At 40.4% G+C, this 13,192-nt stretch carries 11 protein-coding genes; 7 read left to right on the top strand and 4 right to left on the bottom strand.

The window, feature by feature from the left end; all coding sequences use genetic code 11:
* Positions 1-301: 301 nt before the first annotated feature.
* From JI723_RS10370 to JI723_RS10360, 3 genes are all read right to left on the bottom strand, one after another.
* Positions 302-1,291, bottom strand: coding sequence for a D-cysteine desulfhydrase (locus tag JI723_RS10370; RefSeq protein WP_272579832.1), 990 nt, complete (start codon positions 1,289-1,291; stop codon positions 302-304).
* A 17-nt stretch (positions 1,292-1,308) separates the two neighbouring features.
* A complete protein-coding gene (locus JI723_RS10365) occupies positions 1,309-2,736 on the bottom strand; it encodes a Na+/H+ antiporter NhaC family protein (RefSeq protein WP_272579833.1) in 1,428 nt (475 codons plus the stop codon).
* A gap of 473 nt (positions 2,737-3,209) precedes the next feature.
* Complete coding sequence (locus JI723_RS10360; protein ID WP_272579834.1) at positions 3,210-3,755, bottom strand: GNAT family N-acetyltransferase; 546 nt, start codon at positions 3,753-3,755, stop codon at positions 3,210-3,212.
* Positions 3,756-3,883: 128 nt separating this feature from the next.
* Between JI723_RS10360 and JI723_RS10355 the strand changes: the two genes are divergently transcribed.
* On the top strand, positions 3,884-4,726 hold the full coding sequence (locus tag JI723_RS10355) for a helix-turn-helix domain-containing protein (protein WP_272579835.1): 843 nt from the start codon (positions 3,884-3,886) through the stop codon (positions 4,724-4,726).
* Positions 4,727-4,733: 7 nt separating this feature from the next.
* On the opposite strand, the gene JI723_RS10350 is transcribed toward JI723_RS10355, so the two are convergent.
* A complete protein-coding gene (locus tag JI723_RS10350; RefSeq protein WP_272579894.1) occupies positions 4,734-5,633 on the bottom strand; it encodes a LysR family transcriptional regulator in 900 nt (299 codons plus the stop codon).
* Between the two features lie 175 nt (positions 5,634-5,808).
* Here JI723_RS10350 and JI723_RS10345 point away from each other — a divergent pair, with 175 nt between their 5' ends.
* The 6 genes from JI723_RS10345 to JI723_RS10320 all read left to right on the top strand — a co-directional run bounded on the left by JI723_RS10345 (position 5,809) and on the right by JI723_RS10320 (position 13,178).
* The gene (locus JI723_RS10345; protein WP_140180064.1) at positions 5,809-6,993 is read left to right on the top strand and encodes an MFS transporter; all 1,185 of its coding nucleotides are present in this window, start codon (positions 5,809-5,811) and stop codon (positions 6,991-6,993) included.
* 280 nt (positions 6,994-7,273) lie between these two features.
* Positions 7,274-8,338: a bifunctional DNA-binding transcriptional regulator/O6-methylguanine-DNA methyltransferase Ada gene (gene ada, locus JI723_RS10340; protein WP_070927967.1), complete on the top strand. Its 1,065-nt coding sequence runs from the start codon at positions 7,274-7,276 to the stop codon at positions 8,336-8,338.
* A 266-nt stretch (positions 8,339-8,604) separates the two neighbouring features.
* Positions 8,605-9,852, top strand: a complete 1,248-nt coding sequence (locus JI723_RS10335) for an adenosylhomocysteinase (protein WP_070927969.1) — start codon at positions 8,605-8,607, stop codon at positions 9,850-9,852.
* A 19-nt stretch (positions 9,853-9,871) separates the two neighbouring features.
* Complete coding sequence (locus tag JI723_RS10330; RefSeq protein WP_070927971.1) at positions 9,872-11,140, top strand: NupC/NupG family nucleoside CNT transporter; 1,269 nt, start codon at positions 9,872-9,874, stop codon at positions 11,138-11,140.
* A gap of 22 nt (positions 11,141-11,162) precedes the next feature.
* The gene (locus tag JI723_RS10325; protein ID WP_070927973.1) at positions 11,163-11,816 is read left to right on the top strand and encodes a Crp/Fnr family transcriptional regulator; all 654 of its coding nucleotides are present in this window, start codon (positions 11,163-11,165) and stop codon (positions 11,814-11,816) included.
* 201 nt (positions 11,817-12,017) lie between these two features.
* A complete protein-coding gene (locus JI723_RS10320) occupies positions 12,018-13,178 on the top strand; it encodes an MFS transporter (protein WP_272579837.1) in 1,161 nt (386 codons plus the stop codon).
* Positions 13,179-13,192 lie beyond the last annotated feature (14 nt).

Genomic DNA, 13,192 nt, shown 5'->3' with positions numbered 1-13,192 from the left:
CTCAAAGTTATTTGCCTATGACAGGTTATAGATAAAGCACTTTTGACGCGAAAAAGTAGGTCTGATGGGGAGCTAGGTTTGATGCCAATATCAGCATCATATTTAGTAATCAAAAAGACACGATTAATACAACGATGAATATCAAAATCTATTTTTAATGTGGTATTGGTTTTGCATAACTCGGAGAGTATTGTCGCTGGGGCGCGAGAGGGATGGTAATACTAGTAACGAAGATGTTTTAAAGCGTATTTTTAGATTAAAAACGGCTCACTTAAAGTACATGAGCCATTTTTTATATTAATCAAATAATCGATTTACTGACCTCAGGATAGGCAAATAACGCAGGAGAACCACCTGTGTGCACAAAAAGTACAGGTGTTTTTTCATTAGAGTTTTCTAAGTAATCAATTAAGCCAGCCATGGCTTTTCCTGTGTACACAGGATCTAATAAAATACCTTCACTACGAGCAAGCAGGGTGATTGCATTTAACCCCGCACGATTTGGCATACCATATTCAGGTTCAAAAAAATTATCCCACAGATGGATTTCCGGCGTTTTTACTATTGCCAGTAATTCCGCCAATTCTCTCTGAATTTTCTCAACTTTTGGCGCTTGGTCTTGTTTAAAACGTGACACGGTAACGCCGATAACTTGTGTATGAGGGAGAAGTTCTTGTAAACCAATAGCAAGTCCTGCATGAGTTCCCGCACTACCAGAAGCGACGACGACTTTGTCGAACTCTACCTGTAATGGTTTTTGCTGAGCGATTTCGATGGCACATTGAACATAGCCTAATGCACCAAGAGCATTAGAACCACCAACAGGCACAATATAAGCATCGTCTAACTCCAAATCCTCAATCAATTGTTCCATCTGTGATTGTGGATCGGTTAATGCTTCGCACATTACTGACTCCGTACCAAATAAGTCAGTGAGTAATTTATTACCATTATGAAGGAAGTTAGTGTCTTCACTCTGTATGGGATTTTCAAGTAAGGCAACGCATCTTAAACCGTACATTGCTGCAATCGCGGCAGTTTGGCGAACATGATTAGATTGGATAGCACCGGCAGTGATAATGACTTTGGCTTTTTTTTCTAATGCATCTGCAATTAGGAATTCTAGTTTGCGTAACTTATTTCCTCCCATGGCAAGGGATGAAATATCATCTCGCTTGATATATATCTCACGTCCATAAACACGTGATAAATTTTCAAGTCGTTCAAGTGGAGTCGAGACTTTGTTCAAACTCACTTTGGCGAAATGTGCTAATTTTTGTTGCAGTGACATTGTGACTCCCTCGAAAATTAATGTGAAAAACCTAAATATAAATAAATCGCAAGAACCATACTGGCAGTAACCAATGCATAAGGCATTTGCGTGCGAATATGTTCAATATGGTCACAGTCTGTCGCCATTGATGCAACAATTGCATCGGCTGAAATTGGCGATGTCATATCACCAAATATTGAACCTGAAATAGCGGCACCAATCATATATTCAACAGGCATATCAACTGAAATACCGAGTTGAACACCGATTGGGATCATAATGGCAAAAGTTCCCCATGAGGTACCTGTTGCCAATGACATAATGGCGCTAATAATGAAAATAAAGCCGATTGAGAAGCCTGGAGCCATTACACCTTGTGTAACTTCGGCAATATAGGCACCTGTATTGAGCTCAGCAGAAACATTACCCATTAAAAATGCAAGGATCATGATTGAGCTAATTTTCAGCATATTAGCATAACCAATAAAGAGTTCTTTAAAGAAGCCATCAATATTGAGTAAACGACGGCCAATAAACCAACAGAAAGAAACGACAGTACCAAACATGACTCCCCAATAAACAGAGGTAGAGCCACTGCCTTTACTGAAATCTCCATCTCCCGTAATGTACAGTGCGATAGGGACCATCAGTACGGTAGATAGGATTGGGATAAAAAAGTTTAAAACAGAATGGGCATTAGGATGCTCAATGATCTCAGCTTCATCGTCGGTAAGGTTGTGTTGAGAGAGAATACCTGCACTGTGGTCAGCCTGATATTGCATTTCTGCTTTTTTCATCGGCCCCCAAGAGATATTGCTGAACACATAAAATAGGATTGAGGCTAAAGAGAGCCAAGCCATTAGGTTATAGCCGAGAGATTTTATTAAAATATCAAAAGGTTCACCACTAATTAGTCCTTGTGAGATTTGCACGCCAATCAATCCCATAATCACGGCTCCCCAACCATTGATCACTGCGGAGGAACATACAGATACACAGGCCGTTTGGATGATGTACGACATTTTTTCGGGGGCGACAGCATATTTACGCGCTAGGTTCTTGGTTGAAGCACCGGCAACTAACTGATTGATAGAGCTTTCAATAAAAATCAGCGATGTGATCACAATAGCTAATAATTGAGTTGCCACACGATTTTTCACTAGTTTAGTACGATTTGTTAGTAACTGAACTAGCGCTCGTACACCGCCTGTTACGACAACTAAGCGCATAATACCGCCAATCATCACGATAAAGATAATAGTACGCGTATTTCCGGGAGAGGCAAAAGTATCGATAATGCCGTTAACTGTGCCTTTAACACCGAGTAAAATATTGTGGTCATGAATAACAGTAAAACCGACCAAAATCCCTAACATAAGTGAAAGCATCACTTGCCGAGTAAAAATTGCCAAAAGGATTGTGACAATGGGTGTGATGATTGTCCAAATGCCATAGTCATGCATGTGTTTACCTATTAATTTTATTTTAAAATTATAATTGTCGAAAAATCATAGCACTGATAGATAGGATAAATGAACAGTTATATGCAAATTTGCAGCGTTTTGTAACAAAAAACACGCATATACTCGTCATACTTCAAGTTATAGGGCTTTTTGTTGAGATATAAGTGGCTACGTTCAGTTTTTATCTATACTCCTCGGTTATCGTCAATTGTGGCCTGAGTTACTTAGAGTATAAATAGTCACATGGGTATTCTTGTGGCAATAAAAGACAAAAAAAGCGACCAAAAGGTCGCTCAGACTGTTGACAAACATAGCATGTTTGGCGGCAGTCGTTAGGGGTTTTGAAATAAACGAGAAAAATCAATTCATTGATTTTCGGCTGATAACACGGAGCGGGAAAAACCCTGCTTTTATCCCGCTTCGTCAGCAACCTCAGCGACCAAAAGGTCGCTCAAATAAAAGTAATCGTGCAACTATTGTTGTGCTATTCGCCATTCTTGATAAGTGATCCGACTGGTTTCTTCTATCCTTGTTTCGCCAATTAACTCAATATATTGTGGAGCTAAAGTGGCATAATGGGTAAAGCCACATTTTTCTTGAGCAACTTTGGATTGCGCATTACCTTGGAAATAACCACACCAGAGATTATTCAGTTTTAAATCATTAAAGGCATGGCGCATAATTTCTCGTATCGCTTCGGGTATCAAACCTTTCCCCCAAAAAGGTACACCTATCCAGTAACTGACTTCTGCGTCATTTTCGCCGATCGGAAAATTACTGTCAGAGCTAAAGGATAAACCAATCAAGCCAATAGCTTGGTTATCTTCTTTTAATGCAACGGCGTATATCTCATCACGCATAAATATTTGCTGAATAATCGCTGCACTTTCTTCAACACTTTGATGTGGCGGCCATCCAGCAATAGGGCCAATATGTTCATCTTTAGCATAACGATAAAGGTTTTCTGCATCGCTGAGTTGCCAAGGGCGGAGGATCAATCTTTCGGTATAAAGTATCATTTTTTCATCTCTATATTGATATATGATGAAGCATATTTTAGGTGTTTTTGTGATATATATAAGCGCAAAACCTCGTCAATTTGGGTACTTTTGACAACTATCGTTGTTTTTGATGGAGTAATGGCACTATGGTTAATGGCTTAAGCCAACAATACAGTATTCCTAATAAGGTGAGTATAGGGGCATCAACACTCGATAAGATGTTGTTAGTACCATTAACGCCGAGCTATGTTTCGGTGCTGATATGTAAAAGTGGCTGTGCGGTTTTTAATATTAATTTCATGACCTATGCGGTTAAGAAAAACGATATTATTGTCTTATATGACGATACCTATGTGATGTTGCACCGACGTTCGCGTTTGGCGCAGTTTGATATTATTACATTAGAAAAAGCGTTCGCGACCGATATCGCTTTTAAATTACCAAACTCACTATTTGCATTCTTTAATCAATCCCCAGTGCTTCAGGTTGCTTTAGCAGAACAGGTTGTATTACAGCAATGGATGTCATTATTTGTTTATCTTATTCAACAGAAGGGGGAGTTTACTGAGTTAATGCTATGTCAGCATGTACAAAACTTTTTCTTATTGATTGCTGAAAAAATCCCTACAACGCTGTTACAACAAAAAATGCAACGTAGCCGTAAAGAGCAACTTTGTTGGCGTTTTTGGAATATGATCACTGAATATTGTCGCGAACAGCGTGATGTTCAATTTTATGCACAAAAGTTGTCGATCACACCGTTTTATTTATCCCAAATTACGCGTAATTTTTTTAATGACGCGCCAAAAGCTTTGATTGATAGACAAGTTGTATTGGAAATAAAAGCGCTATTAGGTACGGGGAAGCTATCAATTAAAGAAATTGCTGCTACCTTAAACTTTGAAGATACATCTTATCTATGTCGTTATTTTAAACGGCATACTGGGCTGACGTTATCTGCATTTAAAAAACACATTGCTCAAGTTTGAGTCACATTTAGTGTGTTTCAATTTGGCTGCTGTGTTTTTTCACAAAATCAATAAAACAGCGTAATCGTGGCGAAACAGCTTGATTGCGGTAATAGACAGCGTGAATTGGTTGCCTTAATTTATTGGTCTGTGCAGTTAATATTTGTACCAACTCACCATTGGCAAGCGCCTCATAGCTGACAAAATCAGAAGAAAGTAAGATCCCACTGCCGTGGAGCGCCAGATGGAGCAACACTTCGCCGCTAGAGGCTGAAATATCGGGTATAATTTTAAGTGGAGTCCCATCGTCCATATTCAGTGGCCATATATTTAATGACTCAGGCGCGGTGAACCCTAATAAACGGTGATTAGCTAAATCTTCGATACGGGTAGGGACACCATATTTTTTTAGGTATGTGGGGCTAGCAAGTAATCGCCGTTGGCTATAACCAATTAAGGTTGCATTCAGTGATGAATCTTTCAACTCACCAATACGAAAGGCAACATCGGTTTTTTTCTCTAATAAATTGGTAAAACCTTCAAAATTTGTGATTTCTAATTCGACTTGTGGATACTGTTCACTAAATAATGGAATGAGTGGGGCGATGACGCGAGTTAAAAATGGGGTCGATGCATCAATGCGCAATTTCCCTGAAGGGATACTTTGACGCGTTGAGAGCATCTCTTCGGCTTCTTGAGCCAATTGAATTATCTCTCGCGATTTTTGCAAAAATGCGGCACCTTCATCGCTGAGTTTAATTTTACGCGTTGTACGATAAACAAGGGTGGTTTGCATTTTTTCTTCAAGTCTGAGTAATGCTCTACTCACGGTGGATATCGTCAGGTTTAACTGTTCTGCGGCTGCGGTTATCGACCCACAATCAATAACGCTAATAAAGACTTGCAACTCTTCAAACGTGATCTTCATTTTTGCAATTTCCGCAAAAGTTTTTTCCACCTTAACGTCTTTTTCATTGCATATCAATGTGGAAAAATCTTGCCCCATCAGATGATTCAATAAACAAATATTTTTATGCTCAATAATTCACAATGCCTCTGAGTCAACATGCTATGCGGAATTATTGTGCCTAATAAGGTCAATTATGAAAATCAATACAGCGTTACTCGCATTAGCTGTCGGTGCTTTTGCTATTGGAGTCACCGAGTTTTCCCCTATGGGGATGTTACCTTACATCGCCGATAATTTGGATGTTTCGATTCCTTCGGTCGGCGCGATCGTGATTATTTATGCGTTGGGGGTCATGATAGGGGCTCCAGTCATGACATTAATTTTAGTCAAATATCGACCTAAGTATGCACTGATCTTTTTAATGTCTATATTTGCTGTTGGGAATTTATTATCGGCGATGTCACCTGATTTAGTGACGCTGTCACTTTCTCGCTTTGTGACCAGTCTAAATCATGGCGCATTTTTTGGGATTGGTGCCATTGTGGCTGCAAGTGTTGTTCCACCGAGTAAACAAGCAAGTGCGATTGCCGCTATGTTTATGGGATTAACCATTGCCAGTATAGGTGGTGTTCCTTTGATAACGAAATTGACTCAAGTGATTGGCTGGCGACAAGCGTTCTATCTGATCTCAGTACTTGGTTTCGTCACCATTATCAGCTTGGTTTTAGCGTTACCAAAACATTTAACAGGTAAAAGTGTGAATGTGCGGGAAGAGTTACGTATTTTACGCAAGCCACAAGTGATGTTAGGCATGTTGAGTACTGTGCTCGGCGCTAGTGCAATGTTTACTTTGTATACCTACGTAACACCGATGTTGATGGTATTTATTAATGCATCAGATCAAATGGTGACATTGATGCTGATGATTATTGGTATTGGTTTGACTGTGGGTAACTATCTTGGTGGCTTGTTTGCAGATAAATCATTGTATGGTTCATTATTTGCTTTCTTCGCAATGTTGGCGTTGAGTATGGCTATTTTCCCAATTATTGGGACGACGCCAATTGGGGCTGGAATTGGTTTAGCATTTTGGAGTATTTTCAGCTTCAGTATTGTACCTCCATTGCAAATATTGGTCATGAAAGCAGCTACTGGTGCACAAGCCCTAGCTTCTTCTGTAAATATTGGCGCATTTAATTTAGGAAACGCGATCGGTGCGATGATTGGTGCCAGTGTACTTGCTAATGGCTTCAGTTACGCAATGGTCAGCTATATGGGGACGGTGGTTGCTTTGTTAGGAATATTCGTTCTGTGGATCAAAGTACGTCAACATTCCAAACAAGCGGCTCTACAACAAGTGGCGTGTCTTTCGGATTAAACGGCCTGTTTATTAAGGCGTTGTCTTTCATTAATCGCTTGGTTTAGCTCTTGTTCTTGGTGGTTAGGCCGAGCGTTTCTGCTGCTGTTGTCTATGGCTTAGTGCCGAAGATAGTTTATCCCTAATTTACGAGTTCCTATAATTAACAGGGTTAGCTTTATTACTGTCATCATGAATTGGAGACGAAATAATTTGTGAATTAAAAAGCAAGAGATGGAGTTTGTGGTTGGATGATCTTCTCAATAATGACACCATCACAGGCAAGATGGAGTAACTTATTATGACAACAACAAATAAATGGTTAAACGATGAGGCACGTTGGCAAGCAGTTGTTGAACGTGATAAGTCAGCTGATGGTTATTTTGTCTATGGCGTGCGTAGCTCTTTAATCTATTGCCATCCATCAGCAGCGGGTCGTTTACCTAATCGTAATAATATTGAGTTTTTTGATAATGAACAGCAAGCGCTAGATAAGGGTTATCGTCCTGGAAAACGGAGTAATAAGCAGGCGCCACAACTAGAACAGTTTTACCAACAAAAAATAGCTCAAGCTTGTCGATATATTGAACAAAATAATGGTAATGCCAAGCTGGATGAGATTGCGGCTTTTGTCGGGATCAGTCGTTATCATTTTCATCGTCTATTTAAAAACCTCATAGGGCTAACACCTAAAGCATATGCAATCGCATATCGTCATGGAAAATTACAGCGGCAGCTACAACAGCAACCGAGTATTACTGATGCAATATATGATGCGGGTTTCAGCTCCAATAGTCGTTTCTATGAAACGTCTACTGAACGTCTAGGTATGACACCTACCGCATGGAAAGCGGGTGGCGATGGCTCAAGAATTTACTTTGCATTAGCGGCATGTTCATTAGGGGATGTTTTAGTGGCTCAAAGTGAAGTTGGAGTCTGCGCCATTTTATTAGGCGATGATCCGGAGCGTTTATTACAAGATCTGCAAGATAAGTTCCCTCAAGCCGAACTGATTGGGGGAGATCATCAATTTGAACACGTTGTTGCACAAGTTATTGGTTTTATCGAAGCGCCTGAAATTGGGTTAAAATTACCCTTAGATATTAGAGGTACCGCATTTCAGCAGCGAGTTTGGCAAGCATTACGTTCGATCCCTGTCGGAACAACCGTAAGCTATAGTGATATTGCTAAGCAAATCGGTGATCCGAAAGCGGTTAGGGCGGTGGCGGGAGCCTGTGCCGCCAATATGTTAGCGGTTGCTATACCTTGTCATCGAGTTGTGCGTAATGACGGCTCTTTGTCTGGTTACCGTTGGGGAATAGCGCGTAAACGCAGTTTATTGGATAAGGAATCCATCAACAAATAATTAGGAATGGTTAATCTTTGTTGCACCATTAATTATTTGAGTGAATTATTGTGTTTGAACGCTGTTCTACTGTTTTTAATACGAATAAAAAGCGACCATTGAAGACAGGTTGCCTAAGTTTAAAAAATAACTGTAGCTAACTATTGTTTGTAATTATTATATCTCGTTAACACTTTTCCAACCTAATATGGGCAAATGACCTATTGTGACCATCAAGCCTTTTGTATGTTTTGCTCCAATTAAAGCAACACGAAAAGGAATATATGATGGTCACCAGTATCTACAAAGATTTATCGTTAGCACCAGCAGGTGAGCAAAAAATTGCTTGGGTACGCGCCCATATGCCACTGTTACGTGCTCTTGAAGCGCGCTTTACACAAGAAAAACCCTTCGCAGGAAAGCGTATCGCACTCTCTATTCACCTTGAAGCGAAGACCGCTTATCTGGCTCAAGTCTTTGCGGCTGGAGGAGCAAAAGTTTCTGTTACAGGTAGTAATCCAATGTCAACCAAGGACGATATTGTCGCGGCTTTAGTCAAAAATGGCATCAATACGTTTGCCATTCATGGTGCAAGTGCTGAAGAATATCAACAATTTGTTAAGCAGACCCTTGCTTGTGAGCCACACATTGTGATTGATGATGGTGGTGATTTGGTGCATGAGTTGCACAGCGTTTACCCTGAATATGCTAATCACGTGATTGGTGCTTGTGAAGAAACAACCACGGGTGTATTGCGCGCAATGGCCCGAGAAAAAAGTGCTGAGTTAAATTTCCCTGTTATTTCAATTAATGGCGCACAATCAAAGCACTTGTTTGATAATCGTTACGGCACTGGGCAATCAACATTTGATGGCATAATGCGCACAACGAATCTCGTGATTGCAGGAAAAAAAGTGGTGGTTGCCGGTTACGGCTGGTGTGGTAAAGGCTGTGCGATGCGTGCTAAAGGTCTCGGCGCTGAAGTTATCATTACCGAAATTGATCCAATTAAAGCATTGGAAGCCAAAATGGATGGTTTTGAGGTGATGACAATGGAAGCCGCTGCACCACTTGGGGATATTTTTGTCACTGCAACAGGCTGCTGTGATGTATTAACTGATGTTCACTTTAATTTAATGAAAGAAGGTGCATTGATCAGTAACACTGGTCACTTTGAAGATGAAATCAATCTTAAAGCACTACAAGAGATCGCTATTTCAACGTTTGAAGCACGTGAAAATATCGAAGCATATCGTCTACAAAATGGCCGTACGGTTTATTTACTCGGTCGTGGTGCATTAGTGAATATTGCTTGTGCTGATGGCCATCCCGCAGAAATCATGGATATGAGCTTTGCTTTGCAAGCACTCGGTGCTGAGTATCTGTTAAAACATGATCTTGAAAACAAAGTCTATGCGGTTTCTGATGAAATCGACAGCGAAGTAGCACGTTTGAAATTGCAAGATATGGGTGTTTCTTTCGATATGCTCAGTGATAGGCAATATCAGTATTTAAATGCGTTTGAGCTGAAATAAAAGCAGGCGGAGGACGTTGATGTCGATACTGAATAGCCTTTTGGGTATTGCAGTCATCTTATTGGTTGCCTACCTATGTTCGAACAACCGCCGCAGGATCAGTCTGCGGCTTGTTTCCATCGCATTGCTAATGCAATTTTCCTTTGCCTTTTGCATGCTTTACCTTCCTGTGGGCAAGCAGGTTATGATGTGGATGGCAGATAAAGTCACGGCGTTATTAGACTACACCCAAACAGGAACGCAGTTTTTGCTCGGCGGCTTAGCAACCGATAAAATGTTTGATCTGCTAGGTGCTGACGGATTTATCTTTGTATTCAAAGTATTGCCTGTTTTAGTGTTTTTATCAGCACTGTCAGCTTTGTTGTTCCATATCGGTATTATGCAAAAGCTAATCATTTTGATTGGGGGGGCATTACACCGTTTATTGGGGACTTCCCGTGCAGAATCTATGTCATCTGCTGCGAATATTTTTTTGGGGGTAACTGAGGCTCCGCTGGTTATTCGTCCCTATTTGAAATATCTATCCTCATCAGAATTTTTCACCATTTTAGTCGGTGGGATAGCCTCTATTGCAGGGACTGTATTATTGGGCTATGCGCAATATGGCGTTAAAATTGAGTATCTTCTTGCTGCATCTTTTATGTCTGCGCCAGCAGGGTTATTATTTGCAAAAATATTTTTCCCTGAAACCAAAGAAAATAGTGATAAGCACACGACAGCAACATCCATGAAAGGGGAAAAATCAGAGTACCGTAATAGTATTGATGCGGTGACTCAAGGTGCTAGCGTCGGTGTTAGTATGGCATTAAACATAGCAGGTATGTTGCTGGCATTGCTGGCGATTATTGCGATGTTTGATGGAATTATGATGTGGGCCACGAGTTTCACGGGCTATGAGGTTTCGCTCACTCAGTTGATCGGGTGGTTATTTTCACCTGTTGCTTGGCTGCTAGGTGTTGATTGGCAGGAGGCTCAGTTTGCAGGGCAACTATTAGGGCAAAAAGTATTATTCAATGAATTTATTGCCTATGCTAATCTACAGCCTTATTTGGATGGTTCGATTCTACCTGCGACAGGTGAGGCTCTCAGTGCGAAAACACAAGTGATCTTATCTTTTGCACTGTGCGGTTTCACTAATATAGGTACTATCGGTATCGCGATAGGTGGGATTGGTGCAATGTGCCCTGAGCGCAGAGGGGAGCTAACAAGCATCGCATTTAAAGCATTTGGTGCAGCAATTTTAGCTAACTTAATGAATGGTGCTGTGGCTGGATTAATTTTAGGTTAACTAACTATTAAATGGTGGCACTATGATGGATGAAACGCCTTTTCGTGAGTTATGGCTGAAGTTTAGTGAACAAGAGCTATTGCCCGATGTGGATTGGCTATTTCGTCATGCGCCACCTTCAGTTAAGAATACTTTTTGTACTATTCACTTACAAGAAGGCTATAAGCTGATCCAACAAGGCACTGAAAATCAATATACCTATATTATTATTGAAGGTGAGTTTGTGGTAAACAAACTCGCCGACAATGGTAAAGAGTTAGCATTAACCTTTTGTTATAAAGGGGAATTCTTAGGGGAAATGGAAGCGCTGTGTCAGCAAAAACACTACTGTTATGACGTCATTGCATTAACAGATGCAAGAGTGATCCGTATACCAACTGACAGCTTTTTAGTTTGGTTGTCGCAAGATCACCGCTTATCTATTTTATTGAATCGTCAATTAGCCAAACGCTCACTGATTAATGGCGAACAGCGCTTAATGACCGCAGTGGATTCAATCGAAAAAAACCTGTTGTATATATTGACGCAGATTTCAAGCCATCAAATTCGCCTACCACGAGAAACGCTTGCCGCGATTTTAGGTACTTCACGCCGCCATCTGGATAAAGTGCTGTTTAAATTAAAAGAGCAGGGTATGATCCGACAGGAAGGTCAAATTATACTGCTAAGTAACTAAGTTTATTGACACTGATAATATCTTTTTATATGCTGATATATCTACATTTGTTCTTCTTATAAATCTCCTTTTTTACCTCTTTTTTCGTCCAGTATTACCTTCTGTTTTAAATTCCAAACTCCACAAAAACATGCCATTTCTTTGCTGTAGCTTTTGCTAGCGGCGGGTTTGTTATTGTCTTTTTATCTACGAATAAGGTTAATGATGTTATCTCAACGCTATTTATTATTGGTTTTCGCCGCTGCGGTTTATTTGGTGGGTACCACTGAATTTATGTTATCAGCGACATTAACGCCTCTCGCTGAAGTCTTTTCCGTCGATCCTATTCAAGTATCATGGCTAATATCTGCTTATGCATTAACTTATGCTATTACCGCGCCAGTACTAGGTTATTTTTCAGACCGTGTTGATCGTCGAAAGTTATTATTAGCGGGGATGCTTTTATTTGCCATTGATAGTTTGGCAATAATTGTGTCACCGAGCTTCGGTGTTGCGTTAATTTTTCGTATTTGTGGTGGTTTAGCATCTGCGATTATTGTTCCCACCGTATTTGCGCTTATTGCAGACATTGTGCCATCGTCACAGCAACCTGTCGCAATGGGGCATGTCATGTTGGGTATGACTCTCGGTATTGTATTAGGGCCAGTATTTGCAGGCGTTTTGACAGAGTATGCTGCTTGGTATGTGCCATTTATCATGACTGCAATCGGCAGCTTTATCGTGTGGTTTTGTGCATATCGCATATTGCCAAGTCATCAACCCTACGATATTCGGCAAAAACAAGCCAGTTTTCGCTGGTTACGTGACTTTAAACTAATACGCCTTGTTGGAGCAAAGGCCCTATGGAATGGCTCTGCGGTTAGTGTTTTTCTATTAGCTGGTGAAGTACTACGCCATAAATTTAAGATTGATAGCGCGGTGATTGGCATGGTGATCAGTGCATTTGGGATTGGCTTATTGGTAGGGAATTGGCAAGTTAAATCGCTTAGTAAAATTCTCTATAATAATCATCAACGATTATTATCTGTGGTGACCTTGATGTCTATTGCAATCATTGTATTCATGATAGCCAATTATTCTTTGTTGATAGCGATAGTTATTTTATTTATTTGGGGCAATTTTCTAGGCATGGCCGCACCGCTCAGTGCAAGTATTATTGCCACCGAAAGTGGTGAAAATAAAGGGCAGGTGCTAGCCGTTTCAGAGAGTTTGAATAATATTGTCTTATTTACAATGCTGCCGTTTTTATCATGGTTATTGAACCAGTTTGGGTTAAAAGAAGTGGGGGCGATGGTGGCAATCATACTTGTTAGCGCATTGTTAATTAGTTTATTTTCCATGCGGAAAAACCAAGAAGGGTGAGCGTTATAGGCTTT

Source organism: Providencia manganoxydans (assembly GCF_016618195.1).
Lineage (GTDB): Bacteria > Pseudomonadota > Gammaproteobacteria > Enterobacterales > Enterobacteriaceae > Providencia > Providencia manganoxydans.
The sequence above is the reverse complement of the archived record's forward strand: the minus strand, read 5'-3'. Positions and strand labels throughout refer to the sequence as shown.

Coding starts and splice junctions, on each gene's coding strand:
- JI723_RS10370 (WP_272579832.1), bottom strand. CDS start 1,291: ATGTCACTGCAACAAAAATTAGCACATTTCGCCAAAGTGAGTTTGAAC.
- JI723_RS10365 (WP_272579833.1), bottom strand. CDS start 2,736: ATGCATGACTATGGCATTTGGACAATCATCACACCCATTGTCACAATC.
- JI723_RS10360 (WP_272579834.1), bottom strand. CDS start 3,755: ATGATACTTTATACCGAAAGATTGATCCTCCGCCCTTGGCAACTCAGC.
- JI723_RS10355 (WP_272579835.1), top strand. CDS start 3,884: ATGGTTAATGGCTTAAGCCAACAATACAGTATTCCTAATAAGGTGAGT.
- JI723_RS10350 (WP_272579894.1), bottom strand. CDS start 5,633: ATGAAGATCACGTTTGAAGAGTTGCAAGTCTTTATTAGCGTTATTGAT.
- JI723_RS10345 (WP_140180064.1), top strand. CDS start 5,809: ATGAAAATCAATACAGCGTTACTCGCATTAGCTGTCGGTGCTTTTGCT.
- ada (WP_070927967.1), top strand. CDS start 7,274: ATGACAACAACAAATAAATGGTTAAACGATGAGGCACGTTGGCAAGCA.
- JI723_RS10335 (WP_070927969.1), top strand. CDS start 8,605: ATGGTCACCAGTATCTACAAAGATTTATCGTTAGCACCAGCAGGTGAG.
- JI723_RS10330 (WP_070927971.1), top strand. CDS start 9,872: ATGTCGATACTGAATAGCCTTTTGGGTATTGCAGTCATCTTATTGGTT.
- JI723_RS10325 (WP_070927973.1), top strand. CDS start 11,163: ATGATGGATGAAACGCCTTTTCGTGAGTTATGGCTGAAGTTTAGTGAA.
- JI723_RS10320 (WP_272579837.1), top strand. CDS start 12,018: ATGATGTTATCTCAACGCTATTTATTATTGGTTTTCGCCGCTGCGGTT.